18 protein-coding genes are annotated in these 19,165 nt (G+C 58.1%); 14 read left to right on the top strand and 4 right to left on the bottom strand.

Annotated elements, in window-relative coordinates; all coding sequences use genetic code 11:
- Window positions 1-267 precede the first annotated feature (267 nt).
- The 8 genes from ACTQZK_RS03965 to ACTQZK_RS03930 all read left to right on the top strand — a co-directional run bounded on the left by ACTQZK_RS03965 (window position 268) and on the right by ACTQZK_RS03930 (window position 8,384).
- Entirely contained in the window at window positions 268-1,944 is a 1,677-nt protein-coding gene (locus ACTQZK_RS03965; protein ID WP_418830690.1) for an ATP-binding protein, read from the top strand.
- On the top strand, window positions 1,937-2,653 hold the full coding sequence (locus ACTQZK_RS03960; protein WP_114566660.1) for a response regulator transcription factor: 717 nt from the start codon (window positions 1,937-1,939) through the stop codon (window positions 2,651-2,653). Before ACTQZK_RS03965 ends, ACTQZK_RS03960 begins: the two co-directional genes overlap by 8 nt.
- Window positions 2,654-2,778: 125 nt before the next feature.
- A complete protein-coding gene (locus ACTQZK_RS03955) occupies window positions 2,779-3,084 on the top strand; it encodes a type II toxin-antitoxin system RelB/DinJ family antitoxin (RefSeq protein WP_216529171.1) in 306 nt (101 codons plus the stop codon).
- On the top strand, window positions 3,081-3,527 hold the full coding sequence (locus tag ACTQZK_RS03950) for a PIN domain-containing protein (RefSeq protein WP_216529172.1): 447 nt from the start codon (window positions 3,081-3,083) through the stop codon (window positions 3,525-3,527). Before ACTQZK_RS03955 ends, ACTQZK_RS03950 begins: the two co-directional genes overlap by 4 nt.
- Window positions 3,528-3,812: 285 nt before the next feature.
- Window positions 3,813-6,287: a molybdopterin-containing oxidoreductase family protein gene (locus ACTQZK_RS03945; protein ID WP_216529173.1), complete on the top strand. Its 2,475-nt coding sequence runs from the start codon at window positions 3,813-3,815 to the stop codon at window positions 6,285-6,287.
- Window positions 6,288-6,301: 14 nt separating this feature from the next.
- On the top strand, window positions 6,302-6,964 hold the full coding sequence (locus tag ACTQZK_RS03940) for a 4Fe-4S dicluster domain-containing protein (protein WP_114566656.1): 663 nt from the start codon (window positions 6,302-6,304) through the stop codon (window positions 6,962-6,964).
- 62 nt (window positions 6,965-7,026) lie between these two features.
- The gene (locus tag ACTQZK_RS03935) at window positions 7,027-7,707 is read left to right on the top strand and encodes a TorD/DmsD family molecular chaperone (protein WP_114566655.1); all 681 of its coding nucleotides are present in this window, start codon (window positions 7,027-7,029) and stop codon (window positions 7,705-7,707) included.
- Between the two features lie 8 nt (window positions 7,708-7,715).
- Entirely contained in the window at window positions 7,716-8,384 is a 669-nt protein-coding gene (locus ACTQZK_RS03930; protein WP_225749593.1) for a ferric reductase-like transmembrane domain-containing protein, read from the top strand.
- A gap of 469 nt (window positions 8,385-8,853) precedes the next feature.
- Here the strand turns inward: ACTQZK_RS03930 and ACTQZK_RS03925 are convergent, their stop codons facing one another.
- Both ACTQZK_RS03925 and ACTQZK_RS03920 read right to left on the bottom strand, forming a co-directional pair.
- On the bottom strand, window positions 8,854-9,126 hold the full coding sequence (locus tag ACTQZK_RS03925; protein ID WP_225749592.1) for a DUF6092 family protein: 273 nt from the start codon (window positions 9,124-9,126) through the stop codon (window positions 8,854-8,856).
- Window positions 9,127-9,135: 9 nt separating this feature from the next.
- Window positions 9,136-9,654, bottom strand: coding sequence for a nitroreductase family protein (locus ACTQZK_RS03920; RefSeq protein WP_225749591.1), 519 nt, complete (start codon window positions 9,652-9,654; stop codon window positions 9,136-9,138).
- Between the two features lie 648 nt (window positions 9,655-10,302).
- Between ACTQZK_RS03920 and ACTQZK_RS03915 the strand changes: the two genes are divergently transcribed.
- The 5 genes from ACTQZK_RS03915 (at window position 10,303) to ACTQZK_RS03895 (ending at window position 15,582) form a co-directional block, all read left to right on the top strand.
- A complete protein-coding gene (locus tag ACTQZK_RS03915; RefSeq protein ID WP_114566651.1) occupies window positions 10,303-10,869 on the top strand; it encodes a QueT transporter family protein in 567 nt (188 codons plus the stop codon).
- Window positions 10,870-11,150: 281 nt separating this feature from the next.
- Window positions 11,151-12,455, top strand: coding sequence for a glycosyltransferase family 2 protein (locus ACTQZK_RS03910; RefSeq protein ID WP_114566650.1), 1,305 nt, complete (start codon window positions 11,151-11,153; stop codon window positions 12,453-12,455).
- A gap of 187 nt (window positions 12,456-12,642) precedes the next feature.
- The gene (locus tag ACTQZK_RS03905; protein WP_441898550.1) at window positions 12,643-13,545 is read left to right on the top strand and encodes a sulfite exporter TauE/SafE family protein; all 903 of its coding nucleotides are present in this window, start codon (window positions 12,643-12,645) and stop codon (window positions 13,543-13,545) included.
- 84 nt (window positions 13,546-13,629) lie between these two features.
- On the top strand, window positions 13,630-14,943 hold the full coding sequence (locus ACTQZK_RS03900) for a histidine kinase (protein ID WP_114566749.1): 1,314 nt from the start codon (window positions 13,630-13,632) through the stop codon (window positions 14,941-14,943).
- 225 nt (window positions 14,944-15,168) lie between these two features.
- Entirely contained in the window at window positions 15,169-15,582 is a 414-nt protein-coding gene (locus ACTQZK_RS03895) for a DUF2871 domain-containing protein (protein ID WP_114566648.1), read from the top strand.
- A 77-nt stretch (window positions 15,583-15,659) separates the two neighbouring features.
- On the opposite strand, the gene ACTQZK_RS03890 is transcribed toward ACTQZK_RS03895, so the two are convergent.
- Window positions 15,660-16,541 (bottom strand): MarR family winged helix-turn-helix transcriptional regulator, encoded by an 882-nt coding sequence (locus tag ACTQZK_RS03890; RefSeq protein ID WP_441898548.1) that lies wholly within the window; start codon window positions 16,539-16,541, stop codon window positions 15,660-15,662.
- Between the two features lie 426 nt (window positions 16,542-16,967).
- On the opposite strand from ACTQZK_RS03890, the gene ACTQZK_RS03885 reads away from it, so the two are divergent.
- Window positions 16,968-17,390 carry a hypothetical protein gene (locus tag ACTQZK_RS03885; RefSeq protein WP_441898546.1) on the top strand — a complete coding sequence of 141 codons (423 nt, stop codon included), beginning with the start codon at window positions 16,968-16,970 and terminating at the stop codon, window positions 17,388-17,390.
- Between the two features lie 303 nt (window positions 17,391-17,693).
- On the opposite strand, the gene ACTQZK_RS03880 is transcribed toward ACTQZK_RS03885, so the two are convergent.
- Entirely contained in the window at window positions 17,694-18,308 is a 615-nt protein-coding gene (locus ACTQZK_RS03880) for a VOC family protein (RefSeq protein WP_216529182.1), read from the bottom strand.
- Between the last annotated feature and the right edge of the window lie 857 nt (window positions 18,309-19,165).

Genomic DNA, 19,165 nt, shown 5'->3' with positions numbered 1-19,165 from the left:
TCCCCTGCGGCGGCGGCAAGCGGCGGCAAGCGGGCAGCGCGCCGGCACGTCACCGAGGAATCGCCTGCTTATCGCTGATGTCGACGAACGTACGGGGCTGTTCGATTGCGGTGCCGCCGCGAATCGCGCGAGGGCCGTTCGCACGTTCCCCTGCTTCCGTTTTCGGCCATGCGCCCGATGCGCACTGCTTTACGTGGCTCTTAGTCTTGTGCTAGGGTTTACATCGCAATGCGAGGGGGCGTTGCGAATACGGGGGCGGGGACGCGCATGGGGAAGCACTCTTTCAGTCTGAAAACTATTTATCTAACTGCGTTGACGGCGGTGTTCGGCGTGTCGTTTCTTGCGTTTGCCGTGTTCGATTTCTACTCGCAGCAGCGCCAGACCGAGGCGGCTTTGCTGGAAGAGGCCCGCACGTTTGCTCGCGAAATGGACGCCGTGTGGCAGTTTATGGACAACTCGCAAAGCGTGATCAACAACACTTCTGACGGGACGTACGAATTCAAGGGTTTGCACTGCTCATTGGTTGGAAAGAGCGTCGGGCGCTTATTCTCGGCCGGCAGCGACTACGCTATTCGCTACACCAATTTCAACCCGCGCAGCGAGCAGGACATACCCGATGAATTCGAGGCGGAAGCGCTCGAACGCTTCAACGCCAACTCGTCGGTGAAAGAACATTACGGCATTGCCGAGTATCAGGGGGAAGAGCGTTTCCGGTACCTGCAAGCACTTGAGGTTGATAACAGCTGTCTGTCCTGTCACGGCGAACCGGCGGGCGAGCTTGACGTTACCGGCAAGGAAAAAGAAGGATGGACGCTCGATTCCGTTGGGGGCGCTATCAGCATTGTCATTCCCATCGATCAGCAACAGCAAACGCTGCGCGACAACGTGATTCGCGACGTCGTGTTCTTCCTGGGGATCACCGTGTTCATTGGCGCGGTGATCTACGTGGTGACAACCTTCTTCGTGCTGCGCCCGATAGGAGGGTTGCATGCGGCGTTCGGAAAGCTGAAGCGCGGCCGTATGGATGCAGAACTGGGCGGCGGGCATGCGGCGAAAGAGGTGCAGCAGCTTGTTGGCGGGTTCAACGACATGGCGGGCGATCTGCGCGATATGTACGAGCACTTGGAGTCGCAGGTTGAGGCTCGCACGATTGATTTGCAGGAAGCCAATGCGCTGCTCGAGCATCAGCGCGACAAGTTGGAAAAGCTGAACGAAAGCCTTGAGCAGGAGACTCGTTTCAAGTCCGATCTTTTGTCCATGGTGAACCACGAGCTGCGCACTCCGTTGACGTCTATCATTACGTTCGCGCAGATTTCGCGCGAAACGTGCGATCCGGGGCGTGAAAGCGATCGGCGGTCTTGGGAGGAAATCGAGAAGAACAGCCAGATCTTGCTCAACATGATCAACAACATGCTGGACATCGCACGATCCGACGCGGGCAGCATCAAGTCTACATGCGAGCCGATGGATTTGGGCGACGTGGCGGCGTCGGTCAAGGGCACCATGGCTCCGCTCGCGCGCAAGTACGAGGTTTCGTTCCGCACGAGGGTTGCTTCGGACGTGCCCCTGGTGAACGGCGATTACGAGAAGACGTTGCGTATGCTTGAAAACCTGGCCAGCAACGCCATCAAGTTCACGCCCGACGGCGGGTCAGTGGAGTTGAGGGTGGCATACGACGAGAATCGTCAGGTGGTAACGCTGTCGATGGTCGATACCGGCATAGGCATTGCGCCCGAGGACCAGGAGCGCATTTTCGAGCGATTCTTCCAGGTGGATAGCACGTCGACGCGAAAGTACAATGGCAGCGGCCTGGGCCTTGCCCTTGTGCGCGAATACGCTGACGTGCAAGGGTTCGCCATTTCGGTGGAGAGCGAAGTGGGGAAGGGCAGCGCTTTCGTTATTACGGTGCCGAAGAGGCTGATAGTGGGGGAAGACGATGTATAAGGTGATGCTCATCGACGATGAGGATAATTTGCGACAGGCGATCGAGCAGCTTCTAACGTCGAACGGGTACGCATTTTGTGGCGCGAAAGACGCCGAATCGGGCATGGAGATGCTTCTGCATGAAAAGCCCGACCTACTGTTGCTCGACGTGATGCTGCCGGGAACGAACGGGTTCGATTTGTGTGCGCGCATCCGCGAAGAAGGCCGCCGCATTCCGGTCATTTTCCTTTCTGCGAAATGCGATATTGTCGACAAGAGCATCGGCTTTCGGTCGGGTGGGGACGATTATGTGACCAAGCCGTTCGATGCCATGGAGTTGCTGCTGCGCATCGAGGCGAACATCCGCCGTCATAAGGACACGATAGATTTTGCGCGCTCGAGAAATCGGGAGGGGGTTGCTCAGATTGGCGATCTTGAAGTGCATTTTGGAGAGTACCAGGTGCGCATCAAGGGAAAGCCGGTGCAACTGACCACGAAGGAGTTCGAGATCGTGGCGTTTTTGGCGGCGCACCCGGGCAAGGTGTTCACGCGCAGCCAAATTCAGGAGTACATCTGGGGCGAGTCCGATGCCAACTGCAAACCGACCAACAACATAACGGTGTTCGTGCGCAAGATTCGCGAGAAGATCGAAGAGAACCCTTCCGAGCCACGGTACCTGCTAACGGTTCAGCGCGTGGGTTACAAGATGGCTGATCGAGTGGAGGGTTAAGGGCTCGCGGGAAGCCAAAGATTCGTTACTCCGCTTGTTTCCTGCATCAAGCAAGGCATTATGTCTTAACAAATTGCATTACATAATGCAATTTGTTAAGATCGTGCAGAGCAAAGGAGGCGAAAATGGCTGTTGCGGGAACGATTAATGCGCGGTTGCCGGAAGACCTGAAGCGTCGCGGAGGTCAAGTTTTGGCGCGCGAAGGGGTGTCGACGACGCAAGCCGTTCGATGCCTCTATGAGTATTTGGAGCGAGAGCAACGTGTGCCTGAGTGGATGCGTGGCGATGCGGGTGCATGCGACGAAGTGTCCAAGCGCCGCGAGAAGCTTCGTTCGCTGGTGGGGGTGGTCGACTTGCCTCGTGGAGTTGACGCACGGCAGGAATATCGCGACTACCTGGTAGAAAAGCACGGACCGGGGTTGCGCTCATGAAAGTGCTTCTTGACGTTAATGTCATAGTTGACATTTTAGGAGCGACCGAAGACGTGCTTTATTCGTTCCAGGCGTTGGACGTGATGTTGCTGAAGCGGTTCGAGCCATTCATGACCGCGTCGATGGCGCCCACGGTTCAGTACGTTCTTTCTGCTCGTAAATACGCTTCAAAGCCGGGAGCCATTTCGGCGCTCCAGAATTTAGTTGACGTCGTAAGCGTCCTTGATGTGACGGAGGTTGACCTTCGTCACGCGTTGGTCGATCCTCTGGGCGATTTTGAAGATGCAATGGTCGCCTGGGCTGCTTTTCGACATGGAGTCGATCTCATTGTGACTCGAAACGTGCGGGACTTTGTCGGATCTCCCGTTGCCGCTATGACCCCTCAGCAGTTCTGCGAAGTCTACCGCCCCGCTGGCTATGAGTACGATCTGGCCAGGTCTTAGGCGGATTTTCTTGCTTGGCGAGATTGTCCGGCACCTTTTCGCATCCTCGATGCACCATTTAATCTTATTAATCTAGTCATTAATATCCGGTTAATATCTTCTTAACGCAAAACTTATTTTCGGTTTATCGCAATAATTTTCAATGATCCGTAGAGTGCATAGCAAGGGAAAGTCGGGGGAAGCGAGACTTTCCATCTTGTGCTGCGGACGGCCTCCCTCCCTGCTGTTCGCAGCACAAGAACGGTGCGGCCGAGAGGTCGTGGGGAGAGAACGAGAGGAGCAAGCATGGCTGAAAATGCAACGCATGGTTTCACCCGCAGAAGCTTCATCAAGGGCGCGGCGGCGCTCACTGCAACGGGCGCGCTGGTTGGCTGCAGCCCGCAGGCCAAGAATCTGGAGGAAACGGACAAGAAGCAGGAAGCCCCCGAGACGCAGCTTTACCCGGGTGTCTGCCGTGGTAACTGCGGCGGCGGCTGCTTTTTGAATGTGCACGTGCGCGACGGGCAAGTGGTGCGTACGTCGGCGCGCGATATGCCGAACACGGAGTACAACCGCATCTGTCCTCGTGGCTTGACGCACGTGGGTCGTATGTACAGTTCGGAGCGCGTGCTGTATCCCATGAAACGCGTGGGAGAGCGTGGTTCGAACGATTTTGAGCGCATTAGCTGGGACGAGGCGCTCGATACCATAGCTGAGAAGTGGAAGAGCTATCGCGAGCAATTCGGCCCGAAGTCCATCATGTTTTTTTACGGATCGGGAAACTATGCTTTGTATAGCGGTAGTTGCAACGCGGCAGGTGCGGTTGTGCGGTTCGAGAACATTCTTGGATGCACCGACGCCGGCCTAGATGTTGACGTAGGAACGGGATACGGCGCGTCGCGTGCTCATGGTGGAGCTGATCTGGGCAATGAGCTTACTGATCGTAAGAATGCAAAAACGCAGATTCTTTGGGGCAACAACCCTGCTATTTCGCTCCCTCATACCCTGCACTTCATGATGGAGGCAAAGGAAAACGGGACGCGCCTTATCGTGATCGATCCGGTGTACAACCCGAACACGGCCAAGGCCGATTGGTGGATACCCGTCAAGCCCGGTACGGACGGTGCGCTCGCGTTAGGTGTTTTGAACGTGCTGATCGGGAACGGTTGGGTGGATGAGGATACGCTGCGCAGCAAGACCAACTGTGGCCTGCTCATCAAGGAAGATGGCATGTACCTACGCATGAGCGATCTGGGCGTTGAGCCGACCGAGGGCGACGTTGACCCGCTTACGGGCAAGCCGAAGGTTATCAGCCCGCCTGCCGTATGGGACGAAGCTGCGAGCAAGGCCGTTGCGTTCAGCGAGGCTCAGAAGCCGGCGCTCAAGAACGTGGCTCCCATCGAGGGCATTGTGGTTCAAACGGTGTACGAGAATGCTATGAGTTACATTTCCGCTTGGACGCCCGAAGCGGCATCTGCTGTGTGCGGCGTTTCCGTAGAGGACATTCAAGAGCTGGCACGCGTGTATCACGAGGACGGTCCGGTGACGACCGAAATCATGCAAGGCTTGAACCATTATCGCAACGCACACTACACTGGTTGGCCGGTATATTTGGTCGGATTGCTGACTGGCAATGCTGGCAAGCCTGGTGCTGCGATCGGCCAGAGCGAGGAATACCTGCCTCAGATGCTGTTCTCCAACATCAAAGGTGCCTGCTATCCGGTTAATTCCGCAGGAGAGGCGGCTCCGGGCATTTCGGGACATCTGGATACGACGGTGTTCGAAGAGGTGTTCACTACGGGCAAGTTCAAGGGCGAGGACTACGTGGTGAAAAGCGCGTACATCCATTGCTCGAACCCGCTTGTGACCATGTGCAGCAACGATTATACGTCACGCTGGATCGATGCTCTCGAGTTCGTCGTGGTGGCCGACATGTGCATGACCGAAACGTGCAAGTACGCGGATATCGTGCTGCCCGCCGCTCATTGGTTCGAGCAGCAGGACATCGGCTTCTTGTTCTCTTCTCACCCGTATCTTTTGTGGCAGGAAAAGTGCGTCGAGCCGCAGGGCGAATCGAAGCCTGACTTCCAAATCTTTGGCGATATTCTGGATCGCCTTGGTTTGGGCGAGTTCTGGTGCACGGAAGACGAGTATGCCGAGACCATTCTGGATTCCGAGTATTGGAAGTCTTTGGACTGCACGCTTGAGAACATCAAGGCGAAGGGCGCTGTTCGCATCTATCCGGAAGGCGACAAGCTGGGCTCCGCCGATCCGCTGCCTACGGAAACTGGGCGCATTCAGCTGTACCAGGAGGTTGCCGTTCCCAACAACGTTGCTACGACCGATTTCGACATCTCGAAAGAGCGCGGTTTGCATTGGGAGACTCCCGTCTACGTTGGCGAGGACCGCGAGTATCGGAAGACGTATCCGTTTAGCTTGCTGTCCGAGCACATGCGCACTCATACCCATACGCAATGGTGGGAATGCGGCTACGTGCGCGAGTTCGAGCGCGAGCCGGTGGTGCGTATCAACCCCGATGACGCGGCTGAGCTGGGCATTGCAGAGGGCGATACCGTACGCTTATCCAACGATAACGGGTATGTGGTCATGAAGGCGGCTATCAGCGCTGGTTTGCCGCGCAAGATGATCTCGTCGGGACGCAGCTGGCAGAAAGACGATTTCATCGATGGTCATTTTGCAAACCTGTCTTCGAAGGACTACAACTCCATGATTGCAAACCAGGCTTTCAATGATGTTGCGGTCATGATCGAGAAACTGTAAGGGAGTGGTGAGGAATGACCCGTTACGGAATGGCGATCGACCTGAATCGTTGCTTCGGCTGCCAAGCGTGTGCCGCTGCGTGTAAGATCGCGAACAATATGCCAAAGGATGTTAACTACAACATTGTGTACACCAAGTCGGATAAGAGTCTTGATACGCTTGGTCTGGCAGTTGCGACCGGTGCCGTTTCCAATGACTGTGCTGGCGGGACGCACGATGACCCGGTGCTGTCCTTTTTCCCTATGCAGTGCCAACACTGCAAGAAGCCTGCGTGCCTCGACGTGTGCCCGACGGGCGCTACCGTCAAGGATGAGGAGACCGGCATCGTATCGGTGGACAGCGAGCTGTGCATCGGGTGCGAGTCGTGCATCAAGGCGTGCCCGTACGAGGGCGTGCGCACGCTCATCAAGAGTCCCGAGTACTACCTTGACGTGGTGGTAGGCGAGTATGACGCGCCGCCTCATAAGGCCGGTACGGTGGAGAAGTGCACGTTCTGCAAGAACCTCATCGACCGTGACGAGGTGCCCGCTTGCATGCAGCTGTGCCCGGGCCGTGCGCGCTACTGGGGCGATCTGGACGACCCCGAGTCCGCGGTGTCCAAGGCTATCGAGGGCCGCGAAGTCCTGCTCTTGCAGGAAGATGCCGGCACTGAGCCGAGCGTGTACTACCTGCAATAGCTTTACGCGGGGCGGCGGTTTTTGCAGCAACCGCCGCCCCTTTTCAAAAAGGGGGAGGAAGCATGGAGCAATACGACGCTTTGAAAAGGGCCGTGGGGAGGGCCGACGCGTGTGAGCTTCTTTCGCGCGCGTTTTCATATCCTGACGACGTGTTTGCAACTGCGCTCGTCGAAGGTGCTCTGGCCGACGATGCTCGGTCTTGCCTGTTGGACATGGGTATGTCGGCTTCCGTTGCTGATGATTTGGCAACGGGGCTGCGGGCATGGGCGGAATCGTCCGTTGCGGACGTTTTGTCGGAGATGAGGAAAACGTACTCGCGCTTGTACCTTGCGCCGGGCGGGCACACGCCGATTTTCCCTTACGAAAGTGCTTTCCTGCATGTTTCCATGGGCGCTCCGGGTGTTCCCTCGTTGTTCCGCACGCCCGTCACGCTTGACGTCGAGCGCTGCATGCGCGAAGCCGGAGTGATGGCGAAGAACGGGCGCAAAGAGCCGTGCGACAGCGTTCAGGAGGAGTTCGAGTTTCTTTCGTACCTGTTCGCTCAGCAGGCCGAGGCTGTTCGCACCGAGAATAAAGAAACGCTGACCAGTCTAAACGAGCAAACTCAAGCGTTTCTTCGAAGCCACGCGCTTGCCTGGCTCCCCCGATTCATGGAGCAAACCTGCGACTTGACCGACGGGCCGTACGCCGCGCTCGCCTTGTACGCTTCCGCCGTCTTGACGTCCTTGCCTGACGAAGAATAGGGGAACGTATGGATTTCCTGCTGGTCTTTATTTGCGCCGTTGCGGCGGCGTTTGCGTTGCGCAATCCCATAAAGAAGGCACCGGTGGCTTTCTATATTTTGGCCGTGGCGGTGAGCGTGCTGTTCATTGCGGCGGAGTTTTTCCCAATGCCGCGTGCAGTGTGGAGCGCTTTGTTCCTGCTCGTTCAAAAATGCATGCTGGCCTTGGCTTTGTTCGCCGTGGTGATGTTCATCGGCGTGTTCTCGCGCGATTCTCGAGCAGGCCGTTGGCTTCGTCCCATTCGCGCGGAGCTGTCCATTATCGCCTGGATTCTGTCGTTGGGGCACATGGCCGTGTACCTTGTCTCGTACCTGCCTCGATTGGGCGGCGTGAACAAGGGAGCCGTGATGATCTCGTTCGTGGTTGCCTTGGTGCTGTTCGCTCTTCTGCTGGTCTTAGGGGTCACGTCGTTCAACGTGGTCAAGAAGCGCATGAAGAAAGACACGTGGAAGCGCGTGCAGATGCTGGCGTACCCGTTTTTCGGTTTGGTGTACCTGCATCTGATGCTCATGTTGCTGCCGCCCGCCTTGCATGGAGGCGCAGCGGCGCAGGTCAGCGTGGCGGTGTACTCGGTGTTGTTTGCCGCTTATGCTCTTTTGCGCGTTCGACGCGCGATGATCGATCGAAAGGCCGCATAGCGGCAGCGCGACCGGGTTGGGCCGGCGGATTGTGCCTGGGTCGGCTGCGGTGGCGAGCCGTCGACGGGGCGCGCGCCTGGGCCGGATGCGCCGGCGGCCCGCCGCTGGCGCAGCCGCGCACGAAAAATCGCCTTCGCTGGAAGGTTTTCACGTTTAGGGGTCGTTTGGCTTGGCCGGACGAGCGCCCTCGAAAGCGCGATACGACACTCCAGAGCTGTGACCAGGCAAAACTAAACGCGGGCAGCGCCATGGCGAAGAGAGCGCTCAACATGACGACCTCAAACCGCAAGAAACTGCCACGCAGGGCGGTTTTTCGTGCGCATGTTTCCCCTATGGCGGCGGGAAGCGGCGGCAACAAGCGGGCAGCGCGCCGGCACGTCACCGAGGAATCGCCTGCTTGCCGTCCGCCGCGCATCCGGCTGCGCGGCGAGTTCTCCTTACACGCATCCGATTGCGCGGCGAGTTCTCCTTACACGCATTCCACTAGTTTGGCGGCTGCGTCATTGAGCATGGCGTAGAACGAATCTTCGTCGGTCATGCAATCGTTTTTCCGGGCGTCGATGAGCTCGGCCAGCTCTTGCAAGGCTGCTGCGCGATCGGCGTCCTCTTCGGCTAGCATGAGGGCAAGGCGCTTGGACGCCTCGATCAAACGCAAGGGTCCGTAAGCTTCCGGCTCTCCCTGCAATCCCGCAGCTGACGTTACCATGTACACTAGCAATTCCATTGCGTTGTTCGCGTTCATGCTGTGCTCCTAATTCCAGGTGTTGTAGAAGGCGATCTCGGCCAGGGGCTTGCGCGCGGGCGCTTTCGGCTTGTGTGCTGGATGGCCTATCGCGATTACCAGCTCGATGACTATGTTGTCGGGCAGGTTGAGGATGCGTCGCAGCGCCGTGTCGTTGTAGGACTTGATAGCGCAGGTGCCCAGCCCCCGATCGGCTGCCGCCAGCATGATGTTCTGCGAGGCATACGCACAGTCAAGCGTTGCGAACTCGTCCGCGCCTTTCGCGCCACCCCGCCTTTGCGCGTACGCGCGGTCGGAGCACGCGACGATGAGCGCAGGCGGGTTGCCGCTCATGCCCGGCGAGAACAGGTCGATTTTGCGCACTAGCTGCGGATCGGTCAAGATGCCGAATTTCCATGCCTGCACGTTGCTGCCCGACGGCGCCCAAGCTCCCGCTTCCACCAGTTCTTCAAGCACGCTGGTTTCCACCGGCTCGTCTGTGAAGGCGCGCACGCTTCTGCGCTGCTGTATCGCTTGCAAGGTTTTCATGCAGTTCCGGCTTTCTCTTCGGGCGCGGACGCGCGATGTTCTTTCTGTCGTATTCTACCCGACGAGTTGCGGCTGGGCTGCGCGCGTTGCGCTCCCAGCCCGATGGTCTGGCGGCAGGGCGAAGATCTGTTGGTGGGATCGTTCGATCCGTTCGTGGCGCAAAATCCCCGGTCTGCGCTGCTGGACGAGGACTCTCGACAGCCGTCGAATCCGCTGCGTCTCGGTGAGCTGGTTCGTTGATGCGGGCGCACAAAACGACCGCACCCGACAAGCCGCGCAAGGAGCGCAGTCCCGCGATTTCGTGTCCAAAAAAATCGCGGGAAAGGCACCGAGCCGCGCGTTCGGCCATCGGCCCCCTGCGCGTTCAACCTCCTGCGTCCTTGCGCGCAGAACGACGGCGCAGACGCCCGCGTGCGAACGAGCGCCAAGCGAACAGCGCCCTCGCCCCTGGCGCCCTCGGCTTTGCTGTGCGCCGTGTCGCGCGGCGCGCTCAAGGCCCGCTTCTCTGCTATACTGCCTTCTGGCTTTGCGCTGCGGATTTCACGCCCGCATCGGAAGGTCTCGCATTTGCATCGTTGGGCCCTGCACTTGCGACCTATAGTTGCCCAAAGCCCGCGGCGCTTGCCGTGCGGAGACAAGGAGATATCCATGAACAAGAAGACGACGTATGTCGCCCAAGCGGGCATGATCGCAGCCGTGTATGCTGCGGCGACGCTGGTGACCCTCATGCTGCTGCAAGGCTTAGCTTGGGGCCCGGTGCAGTTTCGCATCTCGGAAGCGGTGTGCGTGCTGGCGGTGCTCACGCCTGCGGCCGTTCCCGGTTTGACCGTCGGCTGCATCATTGCGAACCTGATTGCGCTGGCCGTCAACGGTACGGGCGCGCTCGGCATGCTTGACGTGGTGTTCGGCAGTTTGGCCACGTTTGTAGGGGCGCTCTGGTGTTGGAAGATGCGCGAAAAGCCGAAGCTGGCGCTGCTTGGCCCGGTGATAGCGAACGCGCTCATCGTGCCGGCGTACCTGCCCTTGATCCTGCAGGGTTTGGGTTACTATACCATTCCGTTCACCAGCATTGCGCTTGATGGCATGTATCTTCCCATGTACCTGTTCGGCGTGGTGGCGACCGGTTTGGGCGAGGCGCTGGTCATGTATGTGCTGGGTCTTCCTCTGTTGACGGCGCTCAGGCGCTTTGGCGTGGTGAAGCAGCCCGACGCGTAAGCGCATCTGGCGAGTTCGCACTCCGGCGAGCCTGCGGCGTGCCGGGCGCGGATCTTCGCATCGCATACTATGTTTCAGCTCACGGGGGCGTCGGACTATCGGCGTCCTTTCTGTATGTTCTATAGGTGCTCACCAGGCGCTTCACTGTTTCGGTGAATTGGACAGCGGGTTGGTTGAAAATAGCTACAATAGGGAGGTTAGACTCGCAACGAACGTGCCCTCGGACGCTTTTGGAGGTGCGCGTGCGAATCTGCAAAGTGTCGGTCGAATGAAGGACGTGCATGAATCCCGTTATCGTCGTTCCAGTTTTCATATCAGCCCGCCGCCGAAAAGACGGCGGCAGCGTGCTTACCACGTACGATCACGCGACGCCGGTTTCGGCGCCTGGCGAGTTGCCTCGCCTGCTTGCTTCGCTTCAAAAGGTGCGCGGTCTTGGGCAGATCGTCTTGCTGGTTGTTAGCGAGCCGTCCATCGAAAACCAAGCTGCCGAAAAAGTGCAGGCCACGGCTTCGCGCTTCTCGTCCCTTAACATCGTGGTCATCGGCGCGCCCGAGCTGGCGCTTATCCAGCAGCGCATGGAGCAGTTGGGTTTGGGCAAGCTGCAAAAGGAAATTGGTCTTGCGGGTTACGGTGCTATGCGCAACCTCGGCTTGGTGATGGCCAACGTGCTCGGCTACGATTCGATTGTGTTCCTAGATGATGACGAAGTGGTCGACGACGCCGACTTCCTCCAAAAAGCCATGTACGGCCTGGGCAAGCTTACGAAAAAGGGCATTCCCATTTTGGCCAAAACCGGTTTCTACTTCAATTCCGAAGGGTCGTACCTGTCCAAGAGCCAGGACAAGTGGTACAACCATTTCTGGCAGCAGGGCAAGGCGTTCAACAAGTGGATTACCAAAGCCATGCGCGGTCCTCGCTTGTCGCGCTCGAACCATGTGTGCGGCGGGTGCCTGGCGCTGCATAAAGAGGCGTTTCGCCGCTTGTCGTTCGATCCGTGGATCGCGCGCGGCGAAGACCTGGATTACATGCTGAACCTGCGCATGTACGGGTCGGACATCTGGTTCGACAACCAGTGGAGTTTACGTCACCTTCCCCCTGAGACCGAAAGCGAGGGCACGCGTTTTCGCCAGGACATCTTCCGTTGGCTTTACGAGTATCGCAAGATGGAGTACAGCCGCACGCAGATCGACCTGCTGCAGGTGAAGCCTTCGTCGCTCGAGCCGTATCCGGGTCCCTTCCTGGAGCCGGGCATCACGAATCGCATTCGCCTGACGGCGTTTCTGCGCAGCCTTGCTCGGCCCGACAAGCGCGCGTATCGCAAGGCCGCCCGTGCCGCGACCGGCGAAGCCACCACGTACGCTCAGCGCAATTGCGCGAAGTACTTCGAGTTCCAGTTCGTGTGGCCGGAGCTTATGGCGCGCATGGAAAACGACCAGATCCTGCGCACCGCGCTGCTGCAATCGTCTGCGCAGCGCCAGCTGAACGCCAGCGCTGCCGGGTCTTCGCCCATGCGTCCCGTACCTGCGCCCGCACAGGCTATCGACCCGGGCGTGACCAGCGAGATTCGCCTGAACATCGCGGAATAACGCGCTTGATGAGCATCACCTGGTTGGCCGGCGAAACGCCGGCCGCCTTGCGTTCGGGGCCGGAAACGGAAACCAAACGCTTACCTTTGTAAAAAGCAGTACCGTATTTGGCGAAAGGCATCTGCACTTCGGCTACACTTGACGCTGCGCGTGCTTGGGCGCCAAGCGAAAGGAAAGCTCAGCGTTCATGGATATCTTCATGCTCTATGTTCTGCCGGCTCTTGTCGGCGTGGGAATCGGCATTTTGTCAGGGCTGCTCGGCATCGGCGGCGGCACGGTCATGGTTCCCATTTTTCGGTTGGCGTTCGATATGAGTCCCGTCATGTCTACGGCTACGTCCCTGTTCACCATCATTCCCACATCCGTTTCGGGCGCGGTTTCCCATATTCGGCATAAAACTTGCATCCCGTCGCTGGGCATTGCCGCGGGCCTTGGCGGCGCGATCACGTCGCCGTTGGGCGTGTGGCTTGCCCAGATATCTCCCGCTTGGATGATCATGTTGGCTGCCGCGCTCATCATCGGGTGGTCTGCGTTCAAGATGCTGTCCAAGGCGTTCAAGATGAAGAATGCGTCGCCCGTTGCTGCGGAATCGTTGCAGGCGGCTGCCATCCAGGTCGAAACGGCACCCGGTAAATCCGTCGATTCCGCGACTACGACTGCGACCACGACCGCGTTCAGCGGCCCTGCCGGTCCTTCGCCGTCGAGCAAGCTGACGCGCAAGCAGCTGCTGGTGGGAGCGGCAATCGGCCTGGTCGCGGGCGTGGCATCGGGATACGTGGGCGTAGGAGGCGGCTTCATCATGGTGCCCATGATGTTGTCGTTGGTGGGCATTTCGATGCGCCAGGCTTCCGGCACTTCGCTCATTGCGGTCATGATCTTGGCCGTTCCGGGCGTTATCGAGCAGGCGTTGCTGGGAAACATCAACTATGCGGCGGGAATCGCCATAGCCATCGGGTCCATTCCCGGTGCTGTTGTAGGCGCTCGTCTTGTTCGCGTGGTGCCCGAACGCATGCTCCGCTTCATCTTCGGATGCTTCCTTCTGCTGGCGGCTGCCCTGTTGGTGCTGAACGAATTCGGTATACTGAGCTGACGCGCCCGGTGACGACACTCGCGCGCGGTCTGTAGAAGCAATTTCGAGCGCGGTGTGCAGATGTCGCGTTGTGCGGGAGGCACCATGAGGAAAGAGTCGCAAGAGCGGGCGTCGTTGCCCCGTTTCTTCACCCTTGAGATGTTCATGTTCACGATCACGGTCCTTTCGGGCCTGGTGCTTATTTGGAACCTGATCGCGCCGAACAACAACATCATCGCGCTCTTTTGCGCGGGCATCGTATTTACGCTGTCCATCGTGGTGGTCATCAGGCTGCTCATGGACCCTGATTCGGTGCGCGCCCGGCAATCTGACGCCATGCTCAAGCTGGCAAGCCGTACGCTGGCCTGCATGAACGAGGGCCTTGACCGCACGGCGGCAGAAAAAATATGCGGACTGCTTCTTCCTTCGACGGCCGCTATTGCCGTGGCCATTACCGACAAAGACAGGATTTTGGCGTATTCGGGGTACGAAGAGTCCGAGAATCCGTCGGGCAGCATCATCCGCACGCACGCCACGCATGCTACGATCGCCGACGGCGAAATGCGCGTTTTGTTCACGCCCGAGGACATCGGTTTTCCGCACGACAGCTCAACCATCAAGGCTGCCATCATCGTGCCGCTCACGGTGGGCCGCAACGTGGAGGGCACGCTCAAGTTCTACTATCGTCGCGCCAGCCATATCAGCGAAACGCAGAAGTCTATCGCGGAGGGCTTCGGGCAGCTTTTGTCTACGCAGATGGCCGCCGCTGCGCTTGAAGAGCAGACGAACCTGGCTACCAGCATGGAGTTGAAAATGCTGCAAAGCCAGATCAATCCCCACTTCTTGTTCAACACCATCAATACCATTGCTTCTCTGATCCGTACGGATCCGGAAACCGCGCGCAAGCTGCTGCGCGAGTTCGCCGTGTTCTACCGGCGCACGCTGGAGGATTCTGCCGACCTGATCATGTTCGGTCGCGAAATGGAGCAGACGCGGCGGTACTTCACGTTCGAGGTGGCGCGCTTCGGGGCTGATCGCGTTGCCATGGTGGAGGAGATCGACTCGCGCATCGACGACATGATGGTCCCCCCGTTTTTGATGCAGCCGCTGGTGGAAAACGCGGTTCGCCACGCCATGCCGTCGGAGGGCAAGCTGACGATAACCATTACGGGCGAGGTGATAGGCCAGGACGTGATCGTGCGCGTGATGGACGACGGCGTTGGCATGACGGAGGAGTCTCGTCAAAACATTCTGCATCCTGAATCGTCGACGGGCCTGGGGATTGCCGTGAAGAACGTGCACGATCGCATTTGCGGCTACTTTGGCCCCGGCACGCACATGGACGTGGAAAGCGAGTTGGGGGCGGGGACGTGTGTGAAGCTGGTGCTCAAAGGCGGAGCTCGTCGCGAGTATCAGTAGGCGTTCTTGTGCAAGATGCGTTTGACCAGTGTATTTGCTTGATATGTGAGCGTTACGGTTCTTTTCTTGCGCTTGTGCTACCTCTATAATATCATTTAATATGAACGATGTTCATGTAAGAGGGGGCTCTGCGCGAGGCTGCAAACGGCTTCGTCGGGGCTTTGGGAAGATCGCAGTCGAAAGACGAGCGACGCAACGCTTTGTTGGAATCGGAAAGAGGCGAGCATGGTCAAGAAATACACTACTTTTGCGTTGGTTTATGCGGTGATCGCGTTGGCGATGGGCGTGTTCTATCGGGAATTCACCAAGATTTTGGGATTTGACGGGTTTACGAGCCTTTCGTTTATCCATACCCACTATTTCGTGCTGGGCATGGTCTTCTTCCTGCTGCTCGCGCTGCTTGAGAAGTCGTTCTCGTTTTCGGCCCAGGGCAAAACCATGCCCTTTGTTGTTGTGTACAACATTGGCCTGAACATTGCGTGCTTGGGCTTTTTGATTCGGGGGATCACGCAGGTGCTTGGCGTAACGCTGGCAAGCGCGCCCGATGCGGCGTTGGCGGGAATCGCCGGCATCGGCCATATCCTGCTTGCTGTTGGCATTGTTGCAATCTTGCTGAAGGTGCGCAAAAGCGCAGCGTAGGGCTTTTGCGGCGCGATGCGACGGTTGCCGGCCGTCGCATCGCGCCTTCTTATTGACGTGCTACGGGAGCCGCAGGTCTAGAACGGCGGCTCCTTCGTTTTGTGCATGGCTGCGACGATCTTTTCGGCTATGTCGAAGTATTGGTGGGCCTTGCTTCGACTCTCTTCGGGAATGATGGCGATGAGAGCTCCAAGCAAATCGGGGACGATGAAGGTGTCAAGGTCGTAAAGCGCCTGCTCGGTGATGCGCGCGTACGTGTAGCGCTGGTCCGAGGCTGACCGCTGCCGCTCAACGTATCCCTGCTTCTCGAGTTTCTTCAACGCTTCCGAAACCTCGGGCGGTCGTAGGAACACCTTGCCTGCAATCACGATAGGGGACAGCCCGATGGGCGCGTCGGTAAGGCAGGCGAGGATCTTGAAGCTGTTCAGGGACACCCCGTTCTTTTTCAGGGCGCAGCATTCTGTTGCGTGATTGACGAACACGCATTCGGCGTACGAGCGTTCCACGTTGTCAAGGGTTAGCCCGTATTTGCTGATCACGCGGTTGTTCGCGGCTGTTTTCAAGGAATCGTAGTATGTCAGCAGAAGTTCGTCGGTGGTGTAAAGCTCCCAAATCTGTCTGACCTGGTCCACAATTTCTCGGTCGATGTCTTTGATGAGCTGGACGGAGCGTTCGGTGCACAGGACAACGGTGTTGCGTCGGTCGTCTTTGTCCCACTGGGTTTTGACCAGGTTCATCGCTTCAAGCTCTTTGATGGTCATGGTAACGGTCGATGGATGCAGGCTGAGCGTTTTGGCAAGGCTTCGCATTTGGTCGAATCGCTCGAATGCCTGCAGCCGCGCAAGGATTCGGTACTGGTTTACTGATATGCCGCCTGCAAGTCCAATGGTCTTGGCGAGCGCTTTGTGCGCGGCGGTAGTGGCAATGACCCAGTTGTTCAGTCGTAGGCACAGCGTCATGGATCGATACACCCTCTCCAAGGCGTCGTAACGGATATGATAAAAATGTTACTATTTTTCTATCGAAACCGTTTCGCAGGGCTCCAAAGGTTTACATACCGAATCGAATCATTAATTGAACTGATAAATTAGTATGCAAACTAGTTGCTTGACTTTTGACGTGCCTCAAGCTGGGTATTCCGCTCGATTATGCGCCGCGTTTCGAATTGCGCGAGTTCGTGCGAAGCACCCGTTCGCACGCCTCGTTCACCGCGCGCCCTGAAGCCTTGATGGGCACATGGTTGGGCATATTGATCGTTTGTCCATGCATGGTTCAGCTGGGCGTTTCGGGCGGTATCATTTCACACGCGCTGGAACTTGGATTTCGCGGCGCACGAGCCTTCCTCCGACGGGTGAAGGTTGCGAAGGGGCGGCAAAGGAGCTTCGATGCGCATGTTCGATATCTTTAGACGAAGGTCGTGCAGTGCGAGCAAGCCGAAGGCTTTGCCGTGCGATGAGCAGGTGGAGAAGGGTGTCGTTTGCGATTTGGAAGAGCTTTCGCATGCGGCTGGCGCGGAGTTGCATGCGCGCTCTCGGGCGGTTGGATCTGCTCAGGATCTGCTGACGCTTTTGGCCCAGAAGACGGAATGCCCTTCCATTGGAAGTTTAGGGGTGGAGCCGTGGAGGGGCCGGGCGCGCGTGCTTATGGGGTCGGTTGCCCATGAGGAGTACACTCCGGCGGCGTTGACGGCGGTTGCGCACGTTCTGTACGCCGAAGCGCTGCGTTTTGATACCGCCGACGAAGCTCATCGGTTTTTCGAGTTGCTTGACGCGGTGCTCGGCCAAGCGGATGGCGAAGAAGTTTCGTGATGGCGCGTGCGCTTGGCTTTCGGGTTGAGGCGCATGGCAAGGATGAGACGATCCTGTCAAAACGAACGAGTTTTGCTGGTCCTCGAACCAGGATAAAAGCTACTGGCGGCTGCGTGACCTGGGGCGATGTAAAACGCGTTCGAGGAATGGTTCTCCCAAAGACGGGAAATCGCCGCAAAACTCGTTCGTTTTGACAGGATGGCGCGACGATCCGCGCGGAAGGGCGGGCATTGCGCCGCCGACCGTCGGAGGGGCGGGGCGTCGCGTGCCGAATAGCTGTGGGACCGACTCCTGCTTGCTGGTTCAGGCGCGTTTCTTGAAGCTGACCTCGATGTTGCCGCCTGATGCAAGCTCAAGGCGCTCGTCGTCGCACAATTCCCGTATCAACGGGAATCGAACGGGGTTTGTGCCGTAGACGACCCGGTTGATTTGCTCGATACCGTTTGGGTGGACGAAGTTCTTGGGCTTTGGATCGGTAGAGAAGTAAGTCATGAGGAAAGGGACGTCGAGGGCTGTTGGAGATGCGATTCGGAATCGCAGGTCTCTGCCATGTGCGTTCACTCGATGGGCGGGAGCTTCGCAGCTTCTGATTCCGTGTTTCCGCAGAACCGCCCTTTCTTCGGCAAGGTTGCTCCCGTAGCTTTCCAAGGCGAGTTCGCGATACCCCGGGGCGCAAGAGTCAAGGCGTTCGAACCGATCGACAAGGGCGCCTTTGCCCAGAAGCCGCATGAGGACTTTTGCGGCGTCGGGCATCCTTGAGCCATCCAGCAGCTCGATATAAGGTCCTGTGGAAAAGTAGATGAGGGCATTGATCGGGCTTTTCGTTCTTCCGTACTCGACCGCGAACCCTTCTTTTCGGTATTCTCGAACAGCTTGATCCAGCTGCTCGACTTTCAGTATGAGGTGACTTAGTTTCATAGGCGGCTTTCTTTCTCCAGGGCGCTTTTTGATTCTTGGAGGGGGGTGTTGCAGTGTTGCGGGTTGCTTTGCCTAGGGAATAATTTTAGGGACGGGCGGGTGCGTCTTTTGTAAGTTATACTAGGCTAACAAAAGAATATTGCAAGTAGCTTATCGTGTGCGAACATCCATGCACGAGGGTCGCGGTTCCAATGCTTTGGGCGCGAATCGGTGCCTATGGCAATTTGCGCCGTATGCGAAGCCACATAATGGCTGCCTTCGAACGCGCGACCAGGCATTTCGCCAACGCGCTGTTTCGCGTCCTGCTTTCGGCGCCCGATTTTTTGCCATAGGCCCCGATTCGCGCCTGTGTTTTCAAGGGCGGTCCTCGAGTTAGGATGAAGTGAGCGGCAACCGGGGGTTTTGAGGAGGAGTCGGGCGTGCGCGCCTTGCCGTGCGCCGAGTGCGCGCCGGGCGTGCGCCTTGCGAGCGCCGGGCGAGCTTTCTGAGCCTCCGATATGCATCGGTTCCGCTCATCCTGTCAAAACGAACGAGTTTTGCTGGTCCTCAAACCAGGATAAAGGCTACTGGCTGCTGCGTGACCTGGGGCGATGTAAAACGCATCCCAGAAGCTGTTCCCTCAGGGGCGGAAAATCGCCGCAAAACTCGCTCGTTTTGGCAGGAAGGCGTGGCAAGTCGGCGCTGCGCGACGGCGCAGACTGTCGACGTCCGCCCTGCACGCCGCGCGCAGCCGTCTTGTAGAACCCGCGCGACCTGGGTTGAAGCCAGGCGCGCGCCTTGCGACAGGCGTCATGTGGCCTATCGATGGAATATTCTCTGATATTTTCAGACGAATGGGGAATATAAGGTTATAATTC

Source organism: Paraeggerthella sp. LCP19S3_G8, assembly GCF_052119225.1.
In the GTDB taxonomy this organism is placed as follows: domain Bacteria; phylum Actinomycetota; class Coriobacteriia; order Coriobacteriales; family Eggerthellaceae; genus Paraeggerthella; species Paraeggerthella hominis.
The sequence above is the reverse complement of the archived record's forward strand: the minus strand, read 5'-3'. Positions and strand labels throughout refer to the sequence as shown.